We start from the raw sequence: 23,445 nt of genomic DNA, 5'->3' as shown, positions 1-23,445 counted from the left end.
CCGGCCTCGGCGCATTTATGCGTGTCTGTTCAGGTTGTCCGGCGGATCAGCGGCCGGAAGAGCCACCCGGACTTGCACCGGGTCCATGCTTTGCGTGCCTGATAGTCGCAAACGCCACCTGATCGCAACCCTGTGAGTCGGATTTCACCGCCGCGCGGGATGCGGCAGTGGGGGTTGCGACTGTCGATCAATGCAGATATTGGACGTTATAGTATTACATTACTTTTAGAGGAGATGACGATGTTCAGGCAATTCGGCGCGATGGCACTGGGGATGGCGCTTGTCGTTGCTGGTCCGGTCCATGCCGATCACGCACCCAAGGACGCCGCGCATAACCATGCGCATGGCCATGACCACGATCATGATCATGGCGATGCGAAGTCTGTGCATGACGGCTACTTCGACGACAATCAGATCGCCGCGCGCGCCTTGTCGGACTGGCAGGGGGACTGGCAGTCGGTCTATTCCTATCTGATCGACGGCACTCTTGACCCGGTGATGGACCACAAGGCAGAGCACGGCGACAAGTCCGCGCAGGAATATCGTGATTACTACGAAACCGGCTACAAGACCGACGTCGAACGCATCGTGATCGAGGGTGACACCGTTACGTTCTATCGTGACGGCACGCCGATGTCGGGCCGGTATGACAGCGACGGCCACGAGACATTGACCTATGCGAAGGGCAATCGTGGTGTGCGCTTCATCTTCCGCAAGGTCGAGGGTGACGAATCCGCACCGGATTACATCCAGTTCAGCGACCATCGCATCGCCCCCGAGAAGTCGGATCACTATCACCTCTACTGGGGCGATGACCGGGCGGCCCTGCTGGACGAGGTAACGAACTGGCCGACCTATTACCCCTCCGCGCTGAGCGCGGACCAGATCGTTGCCGAAATGACGGCGCACTGAAAGCAAGGGCCGGGCACAGTGAAATAAGGCCGCCGCGACGGAACGCGGCGGCCTTCATTTTTTTCTGGAAGCGTGTTCAGCGGCTGCGCAGCAGCCCCATGATGTCCTTGGTCTGTTCCAGGATCGGGGTTGCGACCGCAGCTGCGCGCATCGAACCATCGCCCAGGATGCGGTCGATTTCAGCGGGGTCGTTCATGTACTCGCTCATCCTCTTCGTGATGGGCGAGAGCGCCTCGACCGCGACCTCGGCCAAAGCGGGCTTGAACGCGCCAAAGCCCTGTCCCTCGAACCGCGCCAGAACCTGATCGGGCGTTTGGTCCGACAGCGCAGCATAGATATTGACAAGATTGCGGGCCTCGGGGCGGTCCTTCAGCCCGTCGGTGCTGCCGGGCAGCGGGTCGGCGTCGGTCCGGGCCTTGCGGATCTTCTGGGCGATCGTATCGGCGTCGTCGGTCAGGTTGATGCGGCTTGCATCCGACGGATCGGACTTGGACATCTTCTTGCTGCCGTCGCGCAGCGACATGACGCGGGTGGCCACCCCCTCGATCAGCGGTTCGGTGATCGGGAAGTGGTTGACGCCGTAGTCGTGGTTGAACTTGGCGGCGATGTCGCGGGTCAGTTCCAGATGCTGCTTCTGATCCTCACCCACCGGGACGGCGGTCGCCTGATAGGCCAGGATGTCGGCGGCCATCAATGCGGGATAGGCCAGCAGCCCAAGGCTAGCATTCTCGCTGTTCTTGCCAGCCTTGTCCTTGAACTGGGTCATCCGATACATCCAGCCGACCCGCGCCACGGTGTTGAACAGCCAGGCCAGTTCGGCATGCGCGCTGACCTGGCTTTGATTGAAAAGGACCGACTGTGCAGGATCGACGCCCGATGCCATGAAGGCGGCGGCGGCTTCACGGATACGGGCCTTCAGGATCGCAGGATCCTGCCAGACGGTAATCGCGTGCAGATCGACGATGCAATAGATCGTCTCGGCCTGTTCGCCCTGCAGCGCGGCAAAGCGTTTCAGCGCGCCCAGATAGTTTCCCAGCGTCAGCCCGCCCGAGGGCTGAATGCCCGAGAAGATGCGCGGCGTGAAGCCCTTGTTGGTCGTCTCGCTCATGTCTGACCTGCTTGGATTTTGCGTGGCGCTGGCTTAGCTGTTGGCCGCACTGTCCGCAACCGCGAAGGAATTGCCATGCGTGAAGGCCTGACTGAATCGCCCCTGAACCCGCTTCCGGCGGCCGTCTGGCTGCTGGCGCTGCCGGTCATTGCCAGCGAGGCGGTCTTCGGGCTGGGCCAGCTTGGATTGATCGGCGGCGCCCAGGGGGTGGGGTTGCGCCTGTCCGGAATGCAGCTGGCGGCCTATGCGCCCGAGATGGTGCAGCGCATGTGGCAGGTCGGGGTGATCGACTGGGATCAGCTTTATCGGCTGATCAGCTTCAGCTTTGTCCATGCCTCGCTGACCCATGCGTTGCTGGTGCTTGCCTTCACGCTGGCGCTGGGAAACCTTGTCGCCCGCGAGTTTCGGCCCTGGGCCGTGATCGTTCTGTTCCTGGGCTCGGCCATCGGCGGCGCTCTGGTCTATACTGTCGCCATGTCGCTGCTGCCGGGGCGTCCGGCGCCTTTGATCGGCGGCTATCCGGCGGTCTATGGTCTGGTGGGGGCGTTCACCTTTCTGCTTTGGACGCGGCTGGCTGCCGCGAACGCCAATCGGATGCGGGCGTTCACGCTGATCGGGATGCTGCTGCTGTTCCAGCTGGTCTTCGGAATATTCTTCGGAAATGCCGGATATGGCTGGATCGCCGAACTTGCCGGTTTCGTCGTCGGATTCGGACTGAGCTTTGTGCTTGTGGACGGTGGTATCGCGCGCGCCCTTGACCGGATCCGAGAACGCTAGGCGGTCGGATCCGGCCTCGCGACACGGTGGGGCAGCGGCGCTGCTGCCGGCGCCGCAACGCGGTTAGCTGACCGATGGCAGGATGCCGCGAACCATGTCCGCCCGCGGTTCGGCCACCTTGACCATCGTGTTGATGCTGACATGCGGCCAGCGGATCGGGCCGGGCATCGCATCCCCGCGCGGCACGAAGAAATCCAGCATCACAACCTGAAGATACTGCATCCGCAGCTTTGGATTGCCGTATTCGTCCTGATCTTCCAGTTCCTGAATCCAGAAGGTCGATTTCATGCTGGCGGCATTCGCTTCGCGGACGATGAAGGGGATATTCAGGACGCCGCCGCGTTGAAGGGTGGTATCGAAATCAAGAACCGTGGTTCGCCGCACATTCACGCCCTGATTTGCAGCATGCAGAAGTTCGGTCGTGTTCAGCGGGTTGAAACCTGGAAATCCGGGTGCATTCACCTCGCCGGTGAAACGGTTGTCGCGGAAATGCTTGTAGGGCGCCAGATAGGGGTTGTTTTCGATATCGTCTCCGACCCCTACGGCAATCGCCGTGACATTGTTCGGAATCGGCGCCAGCCCCTCGACCACTTCGCTGCGTCCCAGCCCAAGAACCGAATCTCCGTGCGGGATGGCTGCCAGGCGACCGATATCGATCCCCTCTGTCTCGTGGCTCAGCATGTGCAGGAGAAGACCGGGCTCGTGATGGATGGCCAGCCCCTTGTCGCCCGCCTCGCCGCTGACCGGAAAATCCGCGGCAGCCACTTGTCGGATAGCCTGTTCGTAATCCAGCGTCACGACGCGCTGATCGGTCGAATTCACATCGGGATCGTTGACGATGCCGCGATTTGGCACGCCCTTGTCCACAATCGAGAAAGTCAGGCTTTCATTATATTGGTTCATCAGAACCCTGAAGGGCGGCCTGGCTCCGCCGAAGGGCAGAGCGATCAGGTTCCAGCCGCGTCCGTCGCCGACGCCCGGACTGACTTCTTCGTTGACCCATGTGCCGGGCAGCAGCTTGAACGGGCCCAGATCCTCGTCGCCAGTTCGCGCGACTTCGATATGCCGTTGTTCCAGTTTTTGATACAGTTGACGGTTTGACATGACATTAACCTTTTAAGATGAACTTAAATTAAAATGCCATCCAAATTGATAATAAGCAAATACTATATATTATGTATCTTCATTTAAATAATGCAATGAATATGGTTAATAATTTTCGATAAATCGCCGCAAGATCGAAAAAACTCTGGGGAGCGGCCCGGTCTGGTATGTGGGAATGATTCGTGCGCAATCCTGCCGCGCTTTTCGTCCAGAGCCGGATCAGCGATTGCGTTTGACGGCAGCTTTCAGTTCCGAAAGCCGGTAGGCGCCGGTCACGAAGCTGAGCGCGAAGTAGAAGACCGCTCCACCAAAGACCAGGATTGCCAGGCCGGGGATGCGACCAACGCCGAAATCGGCAAGCCAGCCCTTCGCGAACCACAACGCAACTGCCATCAACGCCGAGGCCAGCACGATTCGGGGGGCGGCACGACGCAGCCTTGCATCCGCGCGCGCGGCCTGTCCCATCGCGCGTGTTCCCCACCACAATTGTCCGACCATCACCCAGGCGGCCACGGTGGTGCCGATGGCGGCGGCCAGGAACCCAATTACAGGCATCAGTCCGAACGCGACCGCCGCGTTGACCACCATCGACATGGCGGCGAAGCGAAACGGTGTTTTGGTATCCTCGCGGGCGAAATACAGTGGTTGCAGGATTTTCTGCAGGACGAATGCCGGCAGCCCAAGTGCATAGACGACCAGCGCGGCGGAGGTTTGCGCGGTGTCATGGGCCGTGAACTGCCCGCGTTCGAACAGCGTGGCGACCATCGGCTCGGCGATCACGGCGATGGCAAAGGCGGCGGGCAAGGTCAGGAAAAGGCCGAACTCGGTGGCGCGTGAATAGGCGGACTGGCCACCGGCATGATCCTCGGCCCGCAGGCGTCGGGCCAGTTCCGGCAACAGCACGACCGCGACAGCGGCCCCGACGACGCCAAGCGGCAGCTGATACAGCCGGTCGGAATAAGAAAGCCAGGCGATCGCACCTTCAAAGCGCGACCCGACCTGCCGTCCGATCAGAAGGTTCAACTGTACCACACCCCCGGCGAATGCGGCGGGCAGGGCGACCGCCAGAAGGCGGCGCATGTCAGGCGACATGCGGGGGCGGCGCGGAAAGAATGTCCAGCCGTTCCGATGAGCATCCCACCAGACAAGTGCCAGCTGCGAGATGCCGGTGACGGGCGTCGCCCAGGCCAGTGTCAGCCCCAGATCCCAGCCGCGCCACCTTCCAAGGCCCATTGCGACGATGAACAACAGGTTCAGCAACACCGGCGCCGCGGCGGCAGCGGTGAAACGGCCATTGGCATTCAGAACGCCCGAGATCATCGAGGCCAGCGAAATCAGCAGGATATAGGGAAACGTGATCCGTCCGTATTCGACCGCCAACGCGAAACGCTCATCGCCCTGAAAACCCGCCGCCATCAGCCAGACCAGCGCCGTCATGAAGATCATCGCCACAGCCGACAGGATCATGACGATCATGAACAGGCCCGAAAATGCCTGCGCGGCAAAGCGTTCCGCGTCGCCCCGGTTTTCCAGCTTCTTCGAGAAGATGGGAACGAACGCGGTGTTGAAGGCGCCCTCGGCGAAGAAACGGCGGAACATGTTTGGCAGAGACAGCGCGATCAGGAATGCCTCGGCCACCGGCCCCGTGCCCAGCCAGGCGGCCATCAGGATATCGCGGACAAAGCCCGACACGCGCGAGATGAAGGTCCAGATTCCCACCGACAGGAACCCGCGCACCAGCCCGGATTTCATGGTTCTATGCCTCTGCCCGTTTGGTTCCGTCGGCGATGGCCTTGCGCAGCTTCTTTTCAAGCTGGTCGCGCTTGTTCTCGCTGTGCAGCTTCAGGCCGAACATGTCCTTGACGTAGAAACTGTCAACCACCTGGGCGCCGAAGGTGGCGATCACCGCGCTGACGATCTGGATGTGGTTGGTCGCCATTGCGCGCGTCAGGTCATACAGCAGGCCCGGCCGGTCGCGGGTATCGACCTCGATGATCGTGTAGATGTCGCTGCCCTCGTTGTCGAAGGTGACATGCGTCGGAAAGCGGAACTCGCGGGTGCGTTTCTTCTGCTTGTCGCGCGAGGCGAATGCCTCGCGGGCGACGATCTCGCCCTTCAGGGTGCGCAGGATGGTCTGACGCAGCTTCGGCAGGCGATCCTCTGCGAAGGGATGGCCTTCTGTATCCTGGACCCAGAAGACCGCGGTCGCATAGCCGTCGCGGGTCGTGTAGGTGCGCGCATCGACCACGTTTGCCCCGGTCAGCGTCAGCGCGCCGCATAGGCGCGAGAAGATGCCGGGATGGTCCGCCATCACGAAGGCCGCGCGCGTCGCGTCGCGGTCATGGTCGGCCCGCAGGTCGATGCGGATCTCGTCACCGTCGATCTGGTGCAGCAGGTCGGCGAAGACCGCCTGGGTATCGGTCGGCAGCCCCGGCCAGTAATTGTCATAGTGACGGCCCAGCTCGGCGCGGATCTCCTTGGCCTCCCAGCCCCTGGCAACCAGAAGATGGCGCAGCGACCGTTTGGCCTCGTTCTGCCGCTTTTCGCGGTTCAGTTCCTCAAGACCGTTTTCCAGCGCGGACGAGGTTTCCTGATGAAGCTTGCGCAGCAGGGCGGCTTTCCAGTTGTTCCAGACCCCCGGACCGACGCCGCGAATGTCGCAGACGGTCAGCACCAACAGCAGGTCCAGACGCTTGCGGGTCTTTACGGCCTTGGCGAAATCGCGCAGCGTGCGCGGATCCGCGATATCGCGCTTTTGTGCCACATCGGACATCAGAAGGTGGTTCCTGACCAGCCATTCGACCGTGTCGATATCGTCTTGGGGAAAGCCGAAGCGCGTGGCTATGCGGCGGGCGATGCGCGCGCCCAGGATCGAATGATCCTCGCGCCGGCCCTTGCCGATGTCGTGCAGCAACGTGGCCAGATACAGCACGCGGCGATTGATCCCCGATCCCATGATGCCGTGCGATAGCGGAAGGTCATCGGGATGTTCGCCGCGTTCGATCTCGGCCAGCGCGGCGACGCACTGGATGGAATGCTCGTCCACGGTATAGTGGTGATACAGGTTGAACTGCATCATGGCGACGACGGGCTGAAACTCGGGGATGAATGCGGCCAGCACGCCCAGCTCGTTCATGCGGCGCAGGCTGCGTTCGGGATTGCCGTGCTTCAGAAGCAGATCCATGAAGATGCGGATCGCCTCGGGATCGCTGCGCATCCTGTCGTCGATCAGGTCAAGATTGGCGGCGATCAGGCGCATCGCGTCGGGGTGGATGAGGATGCCGGTGCGCAGCGCCTCTTCGAACAGGCGCAGGATGTTCAGTGGATCGGCAAGAAATTCGGCGTCGTCCTTGATCGCCAGCCTGCCATGCTGATCGATGAAGCCCGCCTTCATCTTGCGCCGCCTGCGGAAGAGGCGACCCAGGATCGGGGCGCTCCTGACATGGCGCGATTCCAGTTCGGTCAGGAAAACCCTGGTCAATTCCCCCACGCGCGTCGCGTGGCGGAAATAGTCCTGCATGAAATATTCGACGCCACGCCGTGCCGTCGTGTCGGAATACCCCATGCGTCGGGCGACTTCGACCTGCATGTCAAAGGACAGGACATCGACCGGCCGGCCGGCGATCAGGTGCAGGTTGCAGCGCACGGCCCACAGAAAATCCTCGGCCTGCCAGAAGGCCAGATGCTCTTCACGCGAGAACACCCCAAGATCGACCAGTTCGACCGCGCGATCCACCCGATGGATGTATTTCGCGATCCAGTAAAGCGTCTGCAGGTCGCGCAGCCCGCCCTTGCCCTCTTTTACGTTCGGTTCCAAAACATATCGCTGGCCGCCCTGCCGCTGGTGCCGCGCGCTGCGCTCTTCCAGCTTGGCTTCGACGAATTCGGGTACCGTCTTGTCAAACAATTCCGACCACAGACGGTCGCGCAGCTCTTGGGCCAGCGGTGCGTGGCCGGTGACAAGCCGGTGTTCGACCAGCGACGTTCGGATCGTCATGTCGCCGGCGCCAAGCCGCAGACAATCGTCCACGGTGCGGATCGAATGGCCGATTTTCAGCTTCAGATCCCACAGCATGTACAGCATGGATTCGACCACGCTCTCGGCCCATGGGGTGATTTTGTAGGGCGTCAGGAAAAGCAGATCGACATCTGAATAAGGTGCCATTTCGGCGCGGCCATAGCCGCCGACCGCCAGCACGGCCAGCTTCTCGCCCTCGGATGCGTTCTGGACGGGGTGCAGCCTCGTTGTCGCGACATGATGGATGGCCGTCACGATGCCGTCGGTCAGCGCGGCGATCGCGCGCACCGTCTCGCGCGCGGCGCGGGGGTGGCTGGCAAACCCGGCCTCGACATCCGCCATGGCGTCCTGACGGGCCTCGGCCAGGAACGCAACGGTTGCCGCGCGGATCTCGCGCGGGCCTTGCAGATCGGCCAGACGCTCGCTCAGGGCCTTCAGGATGCTATCGGCATCGAACAATTCATGCGCCCCGGGCAATGCCGGGGCGCTTTGAACGGTGGATTGTGCAGGGCTGGGCGGCAAGATCAGAACCCGAAGCCACCGAAGCCGCGCGGCGCCGGATCCAAGATCACGACCTGATTGCCCCGGATCGTGGCAACGGCAAGGCCGCGCTCGATGGTGCCATCACGCCGCAGCCGGAACACCCCGCCCACGCCCGAGAACCCGGATCTCTGGGTCAGCCCGGCCGTCGTCAGGGCATTCCGATTTCCGGCGCGGGCAAGCGACGCAATGGCCGCGACGCCATCATAAGCAAGCGTCGCAAGTTCGTGCGGTTGTTCTCCGTAGGCGGACTGATAGCGGGCGTCGAACTGCTGTTTCAGGCCTTGGTCGGGTATCGCGAACCAGCCGTTCTGCAGTTGCGGCAGCGACATGCGCGACGCCGGCTGATCCCAGCGGGTCAGGCCCATGAACTGGGTGACCTGCGACGTGACCCCCGCGGCCGCGAGCTTTTCGGTCAGATAGGGCAGGACCGCCTGATTATTTGCCGTCATGAACACGGCATCGACCTGACCCGAGCGTGCCGCGGCGACGATCTGGGGCGTCACGCTGTCGATCCCGCTGACCGACACCGGGTGATTGCTGCGCCCCGCCAGCCGGGCGCCGTTGCGGGCGATCGCGGTCTCGATGGCGCGGCCGCCGATCTGGCCGGCGACGTCGTTCTCGGCCACGACATAGATGTTCCGTTTGCCGTGTTTGGCGCCGAAACCGACCAGCCGGTCAGCGACGTTGGCGAAGCTGTTGCCAAGGATATAGACATTGCCGCCCGCAATCTCGGCATTGTTCGAGAAGGACAGCACGTTGATTCCGCGCGGGCGCATGGCGTTTCCGACAGCGTTGGCGCCTTCGGCGAACAGCGGACCAAGGATGATCTGCGCGCCTGCGTCGGCGGCGGCGTTGGCCTGCGCGACGGCCTGCGCAGTGCTGTCGCCGGTGTCATAGATGCGCAGATCGATGGTCGCGCCCTGTGCATCTGCTGCTGCCATGCGCGCGGCGTTCTTCAGGCTGCGCGCCAGCCATTCAAGGTTGGCCGATCCGCTGCCCGCAGGGGCCAGCAGTGCCACCTGCACCGGCTGACCGGGGTCGATCATCGGGCCGATGCTGGGGCCGCTGGCCTGCTGGCCCATGCCGGCGGGATCGCAGGCAGCAAGGAAAAACGCCGAGATCACGGCGCCAGCGCGGCAGAATGTGCGGCGCAGCCCCGCGAAGGGCCGGGTTGTGGCAGATGCGAACATGTGAAACTTCCCTGCAGTATGATCTGATGGCGGCGATTAGCGCGCAGCCTAAGTGGATCGCGCCGGATTGGCAATTGGCGGCGCGGCCGTCATGACACGGGAGAAGGCAGGATGAGCGAGAATGCGATGAAGCCTCCGCAGCGGCTCGAGGCGTATGTCGCTGCCGCACATCTGGACCCCGGACTGTATCTGGTTGCGACCCCGATCGGCACGGCCCGCGATATCACACTGCGCGCGCTGGACGTGCTGAACAGCGCCGATGTTCTGGCCGCCGAGGATACGCGGGTGATGCGGCACTTGATGGAAATTCACGGCATTCCACTTCGCGGTCGGCGGGTCTTGCCCTATCACGATCACAATGCGGCTCGTGCACGCCCTGCGCTGATGGCCGCGCTGGCCGAAGGGGCCAGCGTCGCCTATGCCTCGGATGCGGGAACGCCGCTGGTCGCGGATCCCGGCTACCGGCTGGCACGGGACGCGGCACTGGCGGGGGTGCGGGTCCACGCCGTGCCCGGGGCCTCGGCGGCGCTGGCTGCGCTCAGCCTTTCGGGTCTGCCAAGCGACCGCTTCCTGTTCGCGGGATTTCCACCCGCGACGGCCTCGGCTCGCGCCGCGTGGTTGCGCCAATGGTCGCAAGTCGACGCGACGCTGATCCTGTTCGAAAGCCCCAGGCGCGTTAACCAGACATTGAGGGAATTGTGCGAAATTGACCCGAATCGCGTTACCGTGGTGGCGCGGGAACTGACCAAGAAATTCGAAGAGGTGATCAGGGGAACGGCACAGGAGCTTTCAGAAGATCCGCGCATGACAGGCTTGAAAGGTGAAGTGGTCATGCTGCTGGATCGTCCTGCCGCCGCGGTCGTCGACGACGAAGATATCCGCAAGGCGCTTCGGCAACGGCTGGCGGACATGTCGGTCAAGGATGCCGCCAAGGACGTGGCCCGGGAGCTGGGCCTTGCGCGCCGCGACGTCTATCAGATGGCGCTTGCGATGGGCGGTCAGGCCGAAGACAAGTGACCTGTTCGGTCCGGCGGATCATGACATGATATGGCGCTGAAGATCGGCTGAGGAAATACGCAATGGGACATGGTGCAGGAACGGTGAATCGAAAAGCCGGAGGGCCGGACCCCACTTCCGCGATGCGCGCGCAGCGCCGGAACCGCGGCGCTCTGGCTGCACTTTCGGGCGAGATGGCCGAAGACAGCGTGGCGCGTCACCTTATCGCGAAGGGATGCACTATTCTGGCCCGGCGCTGGCGCAGTGCCGGAGGCGAAATCGACCTGATATGTCGCGATGGCGATGCGGTGGTCTTCGTGGAGGTCAAGCAGGCCGCCTCGCACGCAGAGGCGGCGATGCGTCTGGGACGATCCCAGATGGATCGCATCTGCGCCGCCGCCTGTGCCTATTGTACCGATCTGCCCGACGGTCAGTTGACCTGCATGCGCTTCGATGTCGCGCTGGTAGATGGCGCAGGCCGGGTGGAGATTCTGGAGAACGCCTTCGCCGAGGCATAGAGCGGCTGGCCCTTGCATCCCCGCAGGCGACGGGTAACAACCGGGCGAGACCGTTCCGGAGCGTGCCATGAGCCTATACGTCGCCTTGCAGATGGATCCGATTGAGGATGTTGCGATCCACGCGGACAGCACATTCAGGATTGGCCTTGAGGCCGAAGCGCGCGGTCATCGGCTTTTCCAGTATGCCGCAGATCAGCTTCGATATGACGAGGGTCGCGTGATTGCGCGCGGCAGGCCTGTCACCCTGCGCAGGGTCGAGGGGGATCATGTCAGTTTCGGGGACTGGGAAGAGGTCGAGTTGACGCAATTCGACGTCGTCTGGCTGCGCCAGGATCCGCCCTTCGACATGGCGTATGTCACATCCACCCATCTGCTGGATCGCGTTCATCCTGCGACCCTTGTGGTCAACGATCCGTTCTGGGTGCGCAACTGCCCGGAAAAGCTGATGGTGCTGGATTTTCCGGATCTGACCCCGCCCACGATGATCGCGCGTGACCTGGCGGCGTTCCGCAGGTTCCGCGATCGCCACGACGAAATCATCGTCAAGCCGCTTTACGGCAATGGCGGCGCCGGGGTGTTCCACTTGCGGCGCGGCGATCCCAACCTGTCTGCACTGCTGGAAACCTTTGCGGGCATCAACCGCGAGCCGATGATCGCCCAGAAATACCTGCCTGCCGTCAGCAAGGGCGACAAGCGGATCATCCTGATCGACGGCGAGGTCGCCGGAGCGATCAACCGAGTTCCTCAGGAAGGCGAGGCGCGGTCGAACATGCATGTGGGCGGCCGGGCCGAAAAGGTTGGCCTGACCGAGCGCGAACGCGAGATCTGCGCCCGGTTGGCACCCGTACTGCGTGAAAAAGGTCTGATCTTCACGGGCATCGACGTGATTGACGGCTGGCTGACCGAAATCAACGTGACATCGCCAACCGGAATTCAGGAACTGGAACGCTTCGACGGCATCAACGCCGCGGCGATGATGTGGGACGCGATCGAGCGCCGGCTTAGCGCTCGCTGATGCGCACCACAGGTGCTGATGCGCCCCTTCATCCGCCCGCGACGAAAGGCAGGCGATAGCTGATCGCCTCGGCAAGATGCGGCGTGCGGATGCCGTCCGATCCTTCCAGATCGGCAATGGTGCGGGCCGTGCGAAGGATCCGGTGATAGCCGCGCGCAGTCAGTCCCAGCTTTTCGGACGCTTTCAGGATCAGCGCGCGGCCTTCGCTGTCGGGGGTGGCGATCTCGTCCAGCACCGCGCCTGACGCATCGGCATTCGCACGAAACCTGGGGTGTTCGCGGAAGCGGGCAAGTTGACGCTGGCGGGCAGCGGCGACTCGACCGGCGATCTGGGCAGTGCTTTCTCCACCTGAGGGCATCTCCAGATCCATGAAACTGACGGCCGGCACTTCCAGCCGCAGGTCGAAGCGGTCCATCAGCGGGCCCGAAATCCGCCCCATGTAGTCGCCCCCGCAGGCGGGCGCACGCGAACATGCCCGCGAGGCGTCCGCCAGATGTCCGCAGCGACAGGGATTTGCTGCGGCGGCCAGCAGAAATCTGCAAGGATAGCGAATATGCGCGTTCGCGCGGGCCACGACCACCTCGCCCGTCTCGATGGGCTGACGCAGGGTTTCCAGCACCTGCCTGGGAAATTCCGGAAATTCATCCATGAACAGCACGCCGTTATGGGCAAGGCTGATCTCGCCCGGTTTGGCGCCGCGTCCGCCGCCGACGATGGCCGCCATCGAGGCGGTGTGATGGGGCTCTCGGAACGGCGCCTGGCGCGAGATTCCGCCGTCCTCCAGCACGCCGGCCAGCGAATGGATCATCGAGGTTTCCAGCGCCTCGATAGGTGACAGCGGCGGCATGAGGCCGGGAAGCCTGGCCGCCAGCATCGACTTTCCGGCGCCGGGCGGGCCGACCATCAGCATGTGGTGCCGGCCAGCTGCCGCGATTTCCAGGGCACGCTTGGCGCGTTCCTGACCCTTCACTTCGGACAGGCATCCGAGCGGGGCTGACGCGCCGACCGTTCCGGGCGCGGCGCGGGACAGTGGGTGGCGGTCGGTCAGATGATCGACCGTCTCGCGCAGCGTCGATGGCGCGATCACCGGCACCGTCTCGACCCACGCGGCCTCTGCTCCGCAAGCGCGCGGGCAGATCAGCGCGCGGTCATCTTCTGCCGCGGCCATTGCGGCGGGCAGGGCGCCCGTCACCGCGACCAGCCGTCCATCCAGCGCCAGTTCGCCAAGACAGACGCAGCGCGAAAGTTCTTCCGACGGGATGATGTCCAGCGCGGCCAGCACCGCAAGCGCGATCGGCAGGTCGAAATGTGATCCCTCTTTCGGAAGGTCGGCGGGCGACAGGTTGACTGTCAGGCGCTTGCTGGGCATCGCGATGGCCATCGCGCCGAAGGCCGCCTTGACGCGCTCGCGCGCCTCGCTGACCGCCTTGTCGGGCAGTCCCACGATCGCGAAACCCGGCAGGCCGGCCGAAACCGAGCACTGGACCTCGACCAGTCGCGCCTCGACCCCCTCGAAGGCGACGGAATAGGCGATGGCGACCATCTGCCCCCCTGACATGTTCGTCTGAGGGTTTAGCTCGGCAGCACTTAAGGATTGGTTAACGGCTTCGCTTGCTTGCGGCATGTGGCCCGAACGCCTATCTGTCGAGCAGGTTTTCGGAGGCGGCATGGACGGCAAGCGTATCCTTCTGATCGTCGGCGGCGGTATCGCCGCCTACAAGCTGCCTCAGCTGATCCGGCTGATGCGGGCCGACGGGCTGGCGGTGACGCCGGTGTTGACCCGTGCAGGCGCGCAGTTCACCACGGCGATGACCCTGTCAGTCCTGGCGGGTGAGGCCGCGCATGAAGGTTTGTTCGACATCGCCAAAGAAGCCGAGATCGGTCACATCCAGCTTTCCCGCAACGCGGATCTTGTCGTGGTCGCACCGGCGACGGCGGACCTGATGGCGAAGATGGCGCAGGGGCTGGCCGACGACCTGGCCTCGACCCTGCTGCTGGCAACCGACAAGCGCGTGCTGATCGCGCCTGCGATGAACGTACGGATGTGGCAGCATCCGGCGACAGGACGCAATCTTCAGACATTGCGCGGCGACGGGATTCTGACTGTTGGCCCGGACGAGGGCGACATGGCGTGCGGCGAATTCGGTCCCGGTCGCATGGCCGAGCCAGAGGCGATCATGACCGCGATCCGCGCCGCTCTTGCCGACGAACCGTTGCGATTGACCCAGGCGGTGCAGGTGCCGCGCGGCCCATTGCTGGGGCGTCATGTCATCGTCACATCGGGACCCACGCATGAACCGATCGATCCGGTGCGCTATATCGCCAATCGCTCGTCCGGTGCCCAGGGCACGGCCATCGCCACGGCATTGCGCGACCTGGGTGCGCGGGTCAGCTTTGTGACCGGTCCGGCCAGCATCGCCCCGCCCGAAGGGGTCGATGTGATCCGGGTCGAAACGGCGCGCGAGATGCGCGAAGCGGTCAGCGAGGCGCTGCCCGCGGACGCGGCGGTGATGGCCGCCGCCGTCGCCGATTGGCGGGTGACGAACGCCGGGGCGCGCAAGATCAAGAAGGATGGGTCCGGCAAGCCTCCGGCGTTGGAGATGACCGAAAACCCGGATATCCTCGCCTGGGTCAGCGGCCTGCACAAGCGGCGCCCGGCACTCGTCGTGGGTTTCGCTGCCGAGACCCACGAGGTGATCGAGAATGCGACTGCGAAACGGCAGCGCAAGGGCTGCGACTGGATCGTGGCCAATGATGTCAGTCCGGCGACCGGGATCATGGGGGGCACGGAAAACGCCGTCACGCTGATCCGCGATGGCGGGGCAGAGGAGTGGCCGCGCATGGGCAAGGATGCGGTCGCGCGCCGTCTGGCAAAGGAAATCGCCGAGGCGCTGACATGAACCGGCACTATCTTGACTGGAACGCGACGACGCCCTTGCGGCCCGAGGCGCGCGCGGCGATGATCGCGGCGATGGATCTGCCTGGCAACCCGTCGTCGGTGCATGCCGAGGGTCGCGCCGCGCGGATGTTGTTGGAACGGTCCCGCGAACAACTGGCCGCCGCGCTTGGGGCCGAGGGTGCCGACGTGATCTTCACCTCGGGGACGACCGAGGCGGCGGCGATGGTGCTGGCTGGTCGCAAGATCGCCTGTGCCCCGACCGAACACAGCGCCGTAAAGGTCTGGTGCGATCCGTCGTTGGCCGTAGATGCCGACGGGATCGTGACGGTTCCCGATCCGGCTCAAAGCAGCCTGCAACTGGCCAACAACGAGACCGGCGTCGTTCAGGACTTGCCCGATGGGCTGGGCAGCAGCGATCTGACCCAGGCTTTCGGAAAGATTCCTTTCGCGTTTAACTGGCTTGGGGTCACGGCGGGATTCGTCAGTGCCCACAAGCTGGGCGGCCCGAAGGGGGTTGGCGCGCTGATCTTGAAGAAGGGCACCGACATCCCCGCGCTGATCCGTGGCGGCGGTCAGGAACAGGGCCGCCGGGCGGGCACGGAAAACCTGATCGGCATCGCAGGCTTTGCCGCAGCGGCGGCCGCCGCGCAGGCGGAACTGGAAGCCGGGATGTGGGATCAGGTGGCTGCGCGGCGCGACGCGCTGGAGGCACGGTTGCTGGACATCGCGCCGGGCGCCAGAATCGCCGGAAAGGGCGCGCGGCGCTTGCCGAACACCACCTGCATTCTTACATCGGGATGGAAAGGCGAAACCCAGGTCATGCAGATGGATCTTGCGGGCTTTGCCGTGTCGGCGGGATCGGCCTGCTCGTCGGGCAAGGTCCGGGCCAGCGGTGCGTTGCAGGCGATGGGTTACGGCGATGACGAGGCGCAATCGGCGATCCGCATTTCGATAAGTCCGGCTTTGGGCGAGGATCAGATGAACCGATTTGCGGATGCATGGGAAAGCGCGTATTCACGCTGGCGCGACAGGAATGGCTAGGCGGATGCCCGGCCCCAGGAAGGACAAAGGATGACCCAGACCCCCGATCTTGACGTTCGTGAAGGTGTCGACCGCGAAACGGTCGAGACCGTTCAGAACATGGGCAGCTACAAATATGGCTGGGATACCGAGATCGAGATGGACTATGCCCCGAAGGGGCTGAATGAAGATATCGTCCGCCTGATCTCGCAAAAGAACGAAGAGCCGGAGTGGATGACCGAGTGGAGGCTGGAGGCCTTTCGCCGCTGGCAGACCATGTCCGAGCCAAAATGGGCAATGCTGAATTATCCCGTGATCGACTATCAGGATCAGTATTACTATGCCCGGCCGAAAAGCATGGAGATCAAGCCGAAGTCGCTGGACGAGGTCGATCCCAAGCTGCTGGCAACCTATGAGAAGCTTGGGATCCCGCTGAAGGAGCAGATGATCCTTGCGGGCGTCGAGGGCGCGGATGCCGCCCCGGCCGAAGGTCGCAAGGTCGCCGTCGATGCGGTTTTCGACAGCGTTAGCGTGGGCACCACCTTCAAGGACGAACTGGCCAAGGCCGGTGTCATCTTCTGTTCGATCAGCGAGGCGATCCGCGAGCATCCCGAGCTGGTCAAGAAATACCTTGGCAGCGTCGTTCCGCAATCGGACAACTTCTTCGCCACGCTGAACAGCGCGGTGTTTTCGGACGGCTCGTTCGTGTACGTGCCGCCGGGCGTTCGCTGCCCGATGGAACTGTCCACCTATTTCCGCATCAATGCCGAGAACACCGGCCAGTTCGAGCGCACGCTTATCATCGCCGACAAAGGATCTTACGTCAGCTATCTTGAAGGCTGCACGGCACCCCAGCGCGATACCAATCAGCTGCACGCCGCAGTGGTCGAAATCGTTGTGCTGGAGGATGCAGAGGTCAAGTATTCGACGGTCCAGAACTGGTTCCCCGGCGACGAGAACGGCAAGGGCGGGATCTACAATTTCGTCACCAAGCGCGCCGATTGCCGCGAGGCACGGGCCAAGGTGATGTGGACGCAGGTCGAAACAGGCAGCGCGATCACCTGGAAATATCCGTCCTGCATCCTGCGCGGCGACGAAAGCCAGGGCGAGTTCTATTCCATCGCCATCGCCAATAACTGGCAGCAGGCCGACACCGGCACCAAGATGGTGCATCTTGGCAAGAACACCCGCTCGCGCATTGTTTCCAAGGGAATTTCGGCGGGGCAGGCGCAGAACACCTATCGCGGTCTTGTGTCGATGCATCCGCGCGCGACCAACAGCCGCAACTATACGCAATGCGACAGTCTGCTGATCGGCGACAAATGCGGTGCGCATACCGTTCCGTATATCGAGGTGAAGAACACCAGCAGCCGCGTGGAACACGAGGCAACGACCAGCAAGGTCGATGACGACCAGCTGTTCTATTGCCGCTCGCGCGGCATGGACGAAGAAGAAGCGGTCGCGCTGGTCGTGAACGGCTTCTGCCGTGACGTGCTGCAGGCCCTGCCGATGGAGTTCGCCATGGAGGCGCAATCGCTTGTCGCGATTTCGCTGGAAGGTTCCGTGGGCTAAGCCCAGACGAGATTTGATGATGGTGCCGGACGGTCGGCACCGCCGCCACCATCTGACGAGGTAAAGATGCTTAAGATCAACAACCTGCATGTGAAACTTGAGGAAGAAGACAAGCAGATTCTGAAGGGTCTGTCGCTGGAGGTGCCTGCCGGTCAGGTTCATGCGATCATGGGTCCGAACGGGTCGGGCAAGTCCACCCTGTCCTATGTCCTGTCGGGCCGGGACGGCTATGAAATCACCGAGGGCGAGGCAACGCTGGACGGTGAAAGCCTGCTGGATATGGAGCCTGAGGAACGTGCCGCGGCGGGCCTGTTCCTGGCTTTCCAGTACCCGGTCGAAATTCCGGGCGTCGGCAACATGACCTTTCTGCGGACGGCGGTAAACGCACAGCGCAAGGCGCGCGGAGAGGAAGAGCTTTCTTCGGCAGAGTTCCTCAAGCAGATCCGAGAGAAGGCCCGCAATCTGGACATCGACGCCGAGATGCTGAAGCGCCCGGTCAATGTCGGTTTCTCGGGCGGTGAGAAAAAGCGCAACGAGATCCTGCAGATGGCGATGCTGGCCCCGCGCATGTGCATCATGGATGAGACCGATTCCGGTCTGGATGTCGATGCGATGCGTCTGGTCGCTGACGGTGTGAACGCGCTGCGCGGCCCCGATCGCAGCTTCCTTGTCATCACCCATTATCAGCGTCTGCTGAATCACATCCAACCGGACGTGGTCCATATCATGTCAAATGGCCGCATCGTGAAGTCTGGCGGGCCCGATCTGGCCCTGCAGATCGAAGACGAGGGTTATGGCGATCTTCTGGCGGAGGCTGGCTGATGTCAGAAGCCGCCGTGAAGACGAAAGACGTGACGCCGCAGATCAGTGGCGCGGCAAAGGCCGCCGACGCGTTGCAGGCAAGGCTTGACGCGATGACCTTGCCCAAGGGCGGATTCACCGCCGCTGCACGCGCCGATGCCTTGGCGCGCCTGCGCGACATGGGGCTGCCTGGACCGCGCGATGAATACTGGCGCTATACCGATCCGCGCCCGTTCAATGCGCCCGTCCCGCAACCTATCCCGATCGAGGAAAGGGCACCCGATTCGCCGCTATTCACCGATCTTGACCGGTTGACGCTGGTGTTCGTCGATGGCGCGTTCGACGCCGCGTCGTCGGATGATCTGATGCTGGAGGGCATCGAGATCGACACGCTGGCGAATGCCGATGCGCAGGACAGTCATTGGGCTGCGGATGTTTACGGCAAGCTGGAAACCGCGGGGCAAAACCCGGTCAAACGCCCCTTCGCGGTGCTGAACACCGCGACCGCGTCGGATGGCGTTCTGATCCGTGTGACCGGCAGGCCGGCGAAGCCCGTGCACATCATCCATCGCCGGGCGCGCGAGGATGCAGATGTCAGCTGGCATCACGTGATCCGGGTCGAGGAAGGCGCCGAACTGACGCTGCTTGAGACCGGGATGGTCGGCGCCCGATCCAACTCGGTGATCGAGGTGGATCTGGCGCGCGGAGCGAAACTGCACCACATCACTGCCAAGCGGGCGGGCCATCAGAAGCTGGGTCTGTCCCACCTGTTCGCGCGTGTGGGTGCCGAAGCGCAGCTGAAGGCCTTCAATCTGTCCGTGAATGGCACGCTGATGCGGCACGAGGGGGTTATCGACATCGTCGGCGACGATGCTGTGGCCCATATCGCGGCAGCCGTGCTGGGCGATGGCCATGTCGGGCCGTTCCATCATGATGACACGGTGTTCATCACTCATTCGGCCGAGCGTTGCGAAAGCCGGCAGGTCTTCAAGAAGGTCCTTAAGAACGGCGCGGAAGGCGTGTTCCAAGGCAAGATCCTTGTGAAACCCGGCGCGCAGAAGACCGACGGCTATCAGATCAGCCAGGCACTGCTTCTGGACGAACGCAGCCAGTTCCTTGCCAAGCCGGAACTGGAAATCTACGCCGACGACGTCAAGTGTTCGCATGGGTCGACGACCGGCGCGATCGACGAGACCGCGCTGTTCTACATGCGGTCGCGCGGGGTGCCCTATGACCGCGCCATCGTGTTCCTTGTGCTGTCCTTCCTTGCCGATGCGCTGGAGGAAATCGAGGATGAAACGCTGCGCGGCCAGATCAATGACCGGTTGGAAGCTTGGCTGACCCGTCGCGCCAAACAGTGATGCGCCGCGGCATCCTGCCGCGCATTCTGCAAAGCTGGTGGTCGCCGCGCCGCGTTGTGCGGGGCCTGTCCGCGATGCCGGAGTCGGGCAAGCTGGCAGTCCTGATGGCGGCACTGCTGATCTTTCTGATCGCGCAAGGCCCGCTGCGGGCACGCGAGGCGCAGCTTGACCCAACGGTGCCGTTCGAGGCACGGATGGGGGGCGCGATGCTGGCGGTGCTGTTCATGATGCCGCTGGTCGCCTATGCGGTGGCGGCGATCATATCGGTGCTGTCGCGGCTGTTTCCGAAGCGCCTGACGCCCGAGGATTCGCGGCTGGCGCTGTTCTGGGCACTGCTGGCGGTGTCGCCCGCAATGTTGCTTTGGGGCATTGTCGCGGGGTTGATCGGGCCGGGTCCGGCACAAATGCTGACACAGGTTCTGGTCGGCGCCGGGTTCTTGATGATCTGGGGCGCCGGTGTCCGTGCGCTGGCGAGGAAAGAATGAATTTCGACGATCTGAAGATGCTTGTCGGCCAAAGCTTCCGCAACCCCGAGGGGGCGGCGCGCGCGCTGATCGGGATGAACTTGCCTTTGTCGGCGCGCTGGATGGCGCTGGCCTTGGCGGTGTCAGTGTCGGCACTGCTGGCGTGGGTATCGGCGCAGATGTTCCCGCTGCCCGAGGGCGCGGCCTCTGGCGTTCTGGCCCTGACCGCGCAACCGATGATCATGGCGGGCATCCAGTTCTGCGCGATCGTTCTGGCGGCGTCGCTGATGGCTGGGGTCGGGCGCATGTTCGGCGGACAGGGACGGTTCGAGGACGCGTTGCTGCTGACCGTCTGGATCGAGGTCGTGCTTCTGCTGGTGCAGCTGGTGCAGTTGCTGCTGTCGCTGATCCTGCCGGGTCTTGCCGGCATCCTGGGCATCGTTGCGATCGCGGTCTTTCTGTGGCTGACGGTGCAGTTCACCAAGGCGTTGCATGGGTTTCAAAGCGGCATCAAGGTGATGCTGGTCATGTTCGCCACGGCGCTTGCCGTCGGGTTCGTGCTGTCGTTTCTGGCCGCTGCTTTCGGCTTACTTCCCGAGGTGCCGCAATGACATTTGACATTTCCGCCATCCGCGCCGATTTCCCGATCCTGTCGCGGCAGGTCAACGGGCGGCCGTTGGTCTATCTGGACAACGGCGCAAGCGCGCAAAAGCCGCGTCAGGTGATCGAGGCCATCACCCGTGCATACGAGGGCGAATACGCCAATGTACACCGCGGGCTGCATTACCTGTCGAATCTGGCGACCGACAACTATGAGCGCGTCCGCGCGATCATCGCGAAATTCCTGAATGCCCCGCGCGAGGACGAGATCATCTTCACGTCGGGCGGGACCGAGGGGATCAATCTGGTCAGTTATGGCTGGGCCGCGCCACGATTGCAGGCAGGCGACGAAATCGTGCTGTCGGTGCTGGAACATCACGCCAATATCGTGCCGTGGCATTTCCTGCGCGAACGGCAGGGTGTGGTGTTGAAATGGGTCGAGCCCGAACCAGATGGCAGCCTGCCGGCCGAGAAGGTCTTGCAGGCCGTCGGACCAAAGACCAAGCTGATTGCCGTCACCCATATGTCGAACGTGACTGGCACGATCGTCGATGTTGGCGCGATTGCCCGCGGAACCACCGTGCCGGTTCTGGTGGACGGCAGTCAGGGGGCCGTTCACACGCCTGTCGATCTGTCCGCGCTTGGTGTCGATTTCTACTGCATCACCGGACACAAGCTGTACGGACCATCGGGATCCGGCGCGATCTGGATAAAGGCCGCGCGTCAGGCCGAGATGCGGCCCTTCATGGGCGGCGGCGACATGATCCGAACCGTCGCGCGGGATGGGGTCGACTATGCCGATCCTCCCTTGCGGTTCGAGGCCGGCACCCCCGGCATCGTCAATCAGATCGGTCTTGGTGCCGCGCTGGAATATCTGATGGACATCGGTATGGACAATGTCGCCGCGCATGAGCAGGCGCTGCGCGATCACGCCCGTGATCGGTTGCGCGAACTGAACTGGCTGAACATGCAAGGGGATGCGCCCGGCAAGGGGGCGATCTTTTCCATGACGATGCAGGGCGCACATGCGCACGACATCTCGACGATCCTTGACAAGAAGGGCATCGCGGTCAGGGCCGGAAGCCACTGTGCCATGCCGCTGATGGATTTCTATGGAATCAACGCGAGCGCGCGCGCGTCCTTCGCGATGTATAACACCACCGAAGAAGTGGACGCACTTGTCGAAGGATTAAGCTTCTGCAGAGAGCTTTTCGCCTGAATCTTGCAAAGATTCGAATACCAGTCGAAGAATGCCCGAAATTTCTTGCCGGAATGCGACGAGTTCTGCATCCCTCGCATTGACGAGGCAAGGAGGCGCGCATGTCCGAAATTCTGGTTCTGGGTGCAGGAATGGTTGGCGTCAGCACCGCGCTGGCATTGCAGGCGCGTGGTCATGACGTCACGATCATCGACCGCAACTCTCCGGGCCGCGAGACCAGCTATGGCAATGCCGGGCTGATTCAGACCGAGGCGGTTGAACCCTACGCGATGCCGCTGGCCCCTGGCGCGCTGATGCAGATTGCGCTTGGGCGCGGCTATGACGTCAAATGGAATATTCCGGGCCTGTTGTCGCAGGCGGGTGCCGTCTGGGCCTATGCATGGAATTCTCTGCCCGCCGCGCATCGTCGTGCATCCCGGACATGGGGCAAGCTAATCCGCCAGTCAACCGAACGCCACGGACCGTTGATCCAGGCAGCCGGTGCCGACAACATCATTCGTCGCGATGGCTATATCGAGATCCATCGCACGCCCAAGAAGATGGATCAGGCCCGCAAATCCGTCGAGCGTTTCCTGACCGAGTTTGGCGTCGAAGCCAAGATCCTCGACGGCAAGCAACTGCGTGCGCTTGAGCCCTCGATAAAGATCGAAGTTGAAGGCGCAACCCATTGGTCTGACAGCTGGAACTGTTCAGACCCGGGCGGACTTGTGGCGCGATATGCGGCGCTGTTCGAGCGTCAGGGTGGGCGTATCATCAATGGCGATGCCGGCGATCTTCACCGCAAGGGCGCGGCCTGGGTCGCCGATGAGGCCGAGGGTGAACACGCCGTCGTTGCGCTTGGTCCATGGTCGCCGATGATGCTGGGCCGTTTTGGGCTGAAGGTGCCGATGGTCTACAAACGCGGCTATCACCGCCACTATCACATGGATGCCCCGCCGCATCATCCGATCGCCGATTTCGGCAATTCGGTCGTGTTGTCGCCGATGCGCCGCGGCCTGCGGATCGCCACCGCGGCCGAGTTGACGCGCAATCCACGCCTGACGCCGCCGCAATTGAGCCATGGCGAAGAGGCCGCGAAGGAACTGTTCGACATCGGGGCGCCTGTCGAGGCCGAGCCCTGGACGGGCCGCAGGCCCTGCATGCCGGACATGCTGCCGGTCGTTGGGCGGGTGCCCGATCAGGCAAACCTCTGGGCCCATTTCGGGCACGGTCATCAGGGCTTCACCCTTGGGCCGGTGACAGCCGAGATCCTTGCCGACGAACTGGATGGCGGTCAGGGCTGGGCGGAACTGCACCCGGACCGCCTGAAACGCTGATCCCGGCGTGGC

Annotated in this window: 20 protein-coding genes and 1 other annotated feature; of the genes, 14 read left to right on the top strand and 6 right to left on the bottom strand. The window is 63.2% G+C overall.

The window, feature by feature from the left end:
* Window positions 1-32 precede the first annotated feature (32 nt).
* Window positions 33-88: a sequence feature (sul1 is cis-regulatory element that is thought to sense ions involved in sulfur or methionine metabolism; They are found in Alphaproteobacteria), on the bottom strand.
* Window positions 89-240: 152 nt separating this feature from the next.
* Window positions 241-912 carry a metal-binding protein ZinT gene (locus tag MU516_RS08405; RefSeq protein ID WP_425606832.1) on the top strand — a complete coding sequence of 224 codons (672 nt, stop codon included), beginning with the start codon at window positions 241-243 and terminating at the stop codon, window positions 910-912.
* 76 nt (window positions 913-988) lie between these two features.
* On the opposite strand, the gene trpS is transcribed toward MU516_RS08405, so the two are convergent.
* Window positions 989-2,020, bottom strand: a complete 1,032-nt coding sequence (gene trpS / locus MU516_RS08400; protein WP_260276754.1) for a tryptophan--tRNA ligase — start codon at window positions 2,018-2,020, stop codon at window positions 989-991.
* A gap of 75 nt (window positions 2,021-2,095) precedes the next feature.
* Here trpS and MU516_RS08395 point away from each other — a divergent pair, with 75 nt between their 5' ends.
* The gene (locus tag MU516_RS08395; protein WP_260276752.1) at window positions 2,096-2,797 is read left to right on the top strand and encodes a rhomboid family intramembrane serine protease; all 702 of its coding nucleotides are present in this window, start codon (window positions 2,096-2,098) and stop codon (window positions 2,795-2,797) included.
* Window positions 2,798-2,860: 63 nt separating this feature from the next.
* On the opposite strand, the gene MU516_RS08390 is transcribed toward MU516_RS08395, so the two are convergent.
* From MU516_RS08390 to MU516_RS08375, 4 genes are all read right to left on the bottom strand, one after another.
* Entirely contained in the window at window positions 2,861-3,901 is a 1,041-nt protein-coding gene (locus tag MU516_RS08390; RefSeq protein ID WP_260276750.1) for a heme-binding protein, read from the bottom strand.
* A gap of 219 nt (window positions 3,902-4,120) precedes the next feature.
* Window positions 4,121-5,653, bottom strand: a complete 1,533-nt coding sequence (murJ, locus tag MU516_RS08385) for a murein biosynthesis integral membrane protein MurJ (protein WP_260276749.1) — start codon at window positions 5,651-5,653, stop codon at window positions 4,121-4,123.
* A 4-nt stretch (window positions 5,654-5,657) separates the two neighbouring features.
* Window positions 5,658-8,441, bottom strand: a complete 2,784-nt coding sequence (locus MU516_RS08380) for a [protein-PII] uridylyltransferase (protein ID WP_425606831.1) — start codon at window positions 8,439-8,441, stop codon at window positions 5,658-5,660.
* Between the two features lie 2 nt (window positions 8,442-8,443).
* On the bottom strand, window positions 8,444-9,652 hold the full coding sequence (locus tag MU516_RS08375; protein ID WP_260276747.1) for a penicillin-binding protein activator: 1,209 nt from the start codon (window positions 9,650-9,652) through the stop codon (window positions 8,444-8,446).
* 111 nt (window positions 9,653-9,763) lie between these two features.
* Here MU516_RS08375 and rsmI point away from each other — a divergent pair, with 111 nt between their 5' ends.
* The 3 genes from rsmI to gshB all read left to right on the top strand — a co-directional run bounded on the left by rsmI (window position 9,764) and on the right by gshB (window position 12,181).
* The gene (gene rsmI / locus MU516_RS08370) at window positions 9,764-10,669 is read left to right on the top strand and encodes a 16S rRNA (cytidine(1402)-2'-O)-methyltransferase (RefSeq protein WP_425606830.1); all 906 of its coding nucleotides are present in this window, start codon (window positions 9,764-9,766) and stop codon (window positions 10,667-10,669) included.
* 122 nt (window positions 10,670-10,791) lie between these two features.
* Window positions 10,792-11,166, top strand: a complete 375-nt coding sequence (locus tag MU516_RS08365) for a YraN family protein (protein ID WP_260276746.1) — start codon at window positions 10,792-10,794, stop codon at window positions 11,164-11,166.
* A gap of 67 nt (window positions 11,167-11,233) precedes the next feature.
* Window positions 11,234-12,181: a glutathione synthase gene (gene gshB, locus MU516_RS08360; RefSeq protein WP_260276745.1), complete on the top strand. Its 948-nt coding sequence runs from the start codon at window positions 11,234-11,236 to the stop codon at window positions 12,179-12,181.
* Window positions 12,182-12,209: 28 nt separating this feature from the next.
* On the opposite strand, the gene MU516_RS08355 is transcribed toward gshB, so the two are convergent.
* Complete coding sequence (locus MU516_RS08355; RefSeq protein WP_260276744.1) at window positions 12,210-13,724, bottom strand: YifB family Mg chelatase-like AAA ATPase; 1,515 nt, start codon at window positions 13,722-13,724, stop codon at window positions 12,210-12,212.
* A 124-nt stretch (window positions 13,725-13,848) separates the two neighbouring features.
* Between MU516_RS08355 and coaBC the strand changes: the two genes are divergently transcribed.
* From coaBC to MU516_RS08310, 9 genes are all read left to right on the top strand, one after another.
* Window positions 13,849-15,081, top strand: a complete 1,233-nt coding sequence (coaBC, locus tag MU516_RS08350; RefSeq protein WP_260276743.1) for a bifunctional phosphopantothenoylcysteine decarboxylase/phosphopantothenate--cysteine ligase CoaBC — start codon at window positions 13,849-13,851, stop codon at window positions 15,079-15,081.
* Window positions 15,078-16,121 (top strand): cysteine desulfurase family protein, encoded by a 1,044-nt coding sequence (locus MU516_RS08345; RefSeq protein ID WP_260276742.1) that lies wholly within the window; start codon window positions 15,078-15,080, stop codon window positions 16,119-16,121. Before coaBC ends, MU516_RS08345 begins: the two co-directional genes overlap by 4 nt.
* A 30-nt stretch (window positions 16,122-16,151) precedes the next feature.
* Window positions 16,152-17,672 (top strand): Fe-S cluster assembly protein SufB, encoded by a 1,521-nt coding sequence (gene sufB / locus MU516_RS08340; protein WP_209055370.1) that lies wholly within the window; start codon window positions 16,152-16,154, stop codon window positions 17,670-17,672.
* Between the two features lie 66 nt (window positions 17,673-17,738).
* Window positions 17,739-18,494 (top strand): Fe-S cluster assembly ATPase SufC, encoded by a 756-nt coding sequence (gene sufC, locus MU516_RS08335; protein WP_260276741.1) that lies wholly within the window; start codon window positions 17,739-17,741, stop codon window positions 18,492-18,494.
* Window positions 18,494-19,834 (top strand): SufB/SufD family protein, encoded by a 1,341-nt coding sequence (locus MU516_RS08330; protein WP_260276740.1) that lies wholly within the window; start codon window positions 18,494-18,496, stop codon window positions 19,832-19,834. The genes sufC and MU516_RS08330 overlap by 1 nt, the downstream gene beginning before the upstream one ends.
* On the top strand, window positions 19,834-20,319 hold the full coding sequence (locus MU516_RS08325) for a hypothetical protein (RefSeq protein WP_260276739.1): 486 nt from the start codon (window positions 19,834-19,836) through the stop codon (window positions 20,317-20,319). The genes MU516_RS08330 and MU516_RS08325 overlap by 1 nt, the downstream gene beginning before the upstream one ends.
* On the top strand, window positions 20,316-20,909 hold the full coding sequence (locus tag MU516_RS08320) for a YIP1 family protein (protein ID WP_260276738.1): 594 nt from the start codon (window positions 20,316-20,318) through the stop codon (window positions 20,907-20,909). The genes MU516_RS08325 and MU516_RS08320 overlap by 4 nt, the downstream gene beginning before the upstream one ends.
* Window positions 20,906-22,117, top strand: a complete 1,212-nt coding sequence (locus MU516_RS08315) for a cysteine desulfurase (protein WP_260276736.1) — start codon at window positions 20,906-20,908, stop codon at window positions 22,115-22,117. The genes MU516_RS08320 and MU516_RS08315 overlap by 4 nt, the downstream gene beginning before the upstream one ends.
* 101 nt (window positions 22,118-22,218) lie before the next feature.
* Window positions 22,219-23,433, top strand: a complete 1,215-nt coding sequence (locus MU516_RS08310) for an NAD(P)/FAD-dependent oxidoreductase (protein ID WP_260276735.1) — start codon at window positions 22,219-22,221, stop codon at window positions 23,431-23,433.
* Window positions 23,434-23,445: the final 12 nt, after the last annotated feature.

This window comes from Paracoccus maritimus, from assembly GCF_025195095.1.
Lineage (GTDB): Bacteria > Pseudomonadota > Alphaproteobacteria > Rhodobacterales > Rhodobacteraceae > Paracoccus > Paracoccus maritimus.
The sequence above is the reverse complement of the archived record's forward strand: the minus strand, read 5'-3'. Positions and strand labels throughout refer to the sequence as shown.

What these genes read in the sequence shown, in the direction of transcription:
- MU516_RS08405 (WP_425606832.1), top strand. Translation starts at nt 241, where the DNA reads ATGTTCAGGCAATTCGGCGCGATGGCACTGGGGATGGCGCTTGTCGTT.
- trpS (WP_260276754.1), bottom strand. Translation starts at nt 2,020, where the DNA reads ATGAGCGAGACGACCAACAAGGGCTTCACGCCGCGCATCTTCTCGGGC.
- MU516_RS08395 (WP_260276752.1), top strand. Translation starts at nt 2,096, where the DNA reads ATGCGTGAAGGCCTGACTGAATCGCCCCTGAACCCGCTTCCGGCGGCC.
- MU516_RS08390 (WP_260276750.1), bottom strand. Translation starts at nt 3,901, where the DNA reads ATGTCAAACCGTCAACTGTATCAAAAACTGGAACAACGGCATATCGAA.
- murJ (WP_260276749.1), bottom strand. Translation starts at nt 5,653, where the DNA reads ATGAAATCCGGGCTGGTGCGCGGGTTCCTGTCGGTGGGAATCTGGACC.
- MU516_RS08375 (WP_260276747.1), bottom strand. Translation starts at nt 9,652, where the DNA reads ATGTTCGCATCTGCCACAACCCGGCCCTTCGCGGGGCTGCGCCGCACA.
- rsmI (WP_425606830.1), top strand. Translation starts at nt 9,764, where the DNA reads ATGAGCGAGAATGCGATGAAGCCTCCGCAGCGGCTCGAGGCGTATGTC.
- MU516_RS08365 (WP_260276746.1), top strand. Translation starts at nt 10,792, where the DNA reads ATGCGCGCGCAGCGCCGGAACCGCGGCGCTCTGGCTGCACTTTCGGGC.
- gshB (WP_260276745.1), top strand. Translation starts at nt 11,234, where the DNA reads ATGAGCCTATACGTCGCCTTGCAGATGGATCCGATTGAGGATGTTGCG.
- MU516_RS08355 (WP_260276744.1), bottom strand. Translation starts at nt 13,724, where the DNA reads ATGGTCGCCATCGCCTATTCCGTCGCCTTCGAGGGGGTCGAGGCGCGA.
- coaBC (WP_260276743.1), top strand. Translation starts at nt 13,849, where the DNA reads ATGGACGGCAAGCGTATCCTTCTGATCGTCGGCGGCGGTATCGCCGCC.
- MU516_RS08345 (WP_260276742.1), top strand. Translation starts at nt 15,078, where the DNA reads ATGAACCGGCACTATCTTGACTGGAACGCGACGACGCCCTTGCGGCCC.
- sufB (WP_209055370.1), top strand. Translation starts at nt 16,152, where the DNA reads ATGACCCAGACCCCCGATCTTGACGTTCGTGAAGGTGTCGACCGCGAA.
- sufC (WP_260276741.1), top strand. Translation starts at nt 17,739, where the DNA reads ATGCTTAAGATCAACAACCTGCATGTGAAACTTGAGGAAGAAGACAAG.
- MU516_RS08330 (WP_260276740.1), top strand. Translation starts at nt 18,494, where the DNA reads ATGTCAGAAGCCGCCGTGAAGACGAAAGACGTGACGCCGCAGATCAGT.
- MU516_RS08325 (WP_260276739.1), top strand. Translation starts at nt 19,834, where the DNA reads ATGCGCCGCGGCATCCTGCCGCGCATTCTGCAAAGCTGGTGGTCGCCG.
- MU516_RS08320 (WP_260276738.1), top strand. Translation starts at nt 20,316, where the DNA reads ATGAATTTCGACGATCTGAAGATGCTTGTCGGCCAAAGCTTCCGCAAC.
- MU516_RS08315 (WP_260276736.1), top strand. Translation starts at nt 20,906, where the DNA reads ATGACATTTGACATTTCCGCCATCCGCGCCGATTTCCCGATCCTGTCG.
- MU516_RS08310 (WP_260276735.1), top strand. Translation starts at nt 22,219, where the DNA reads ATGTCCGAAATTCTGGTTCTGGGTGCAGGAATGGTTGGCGTCAGCACC.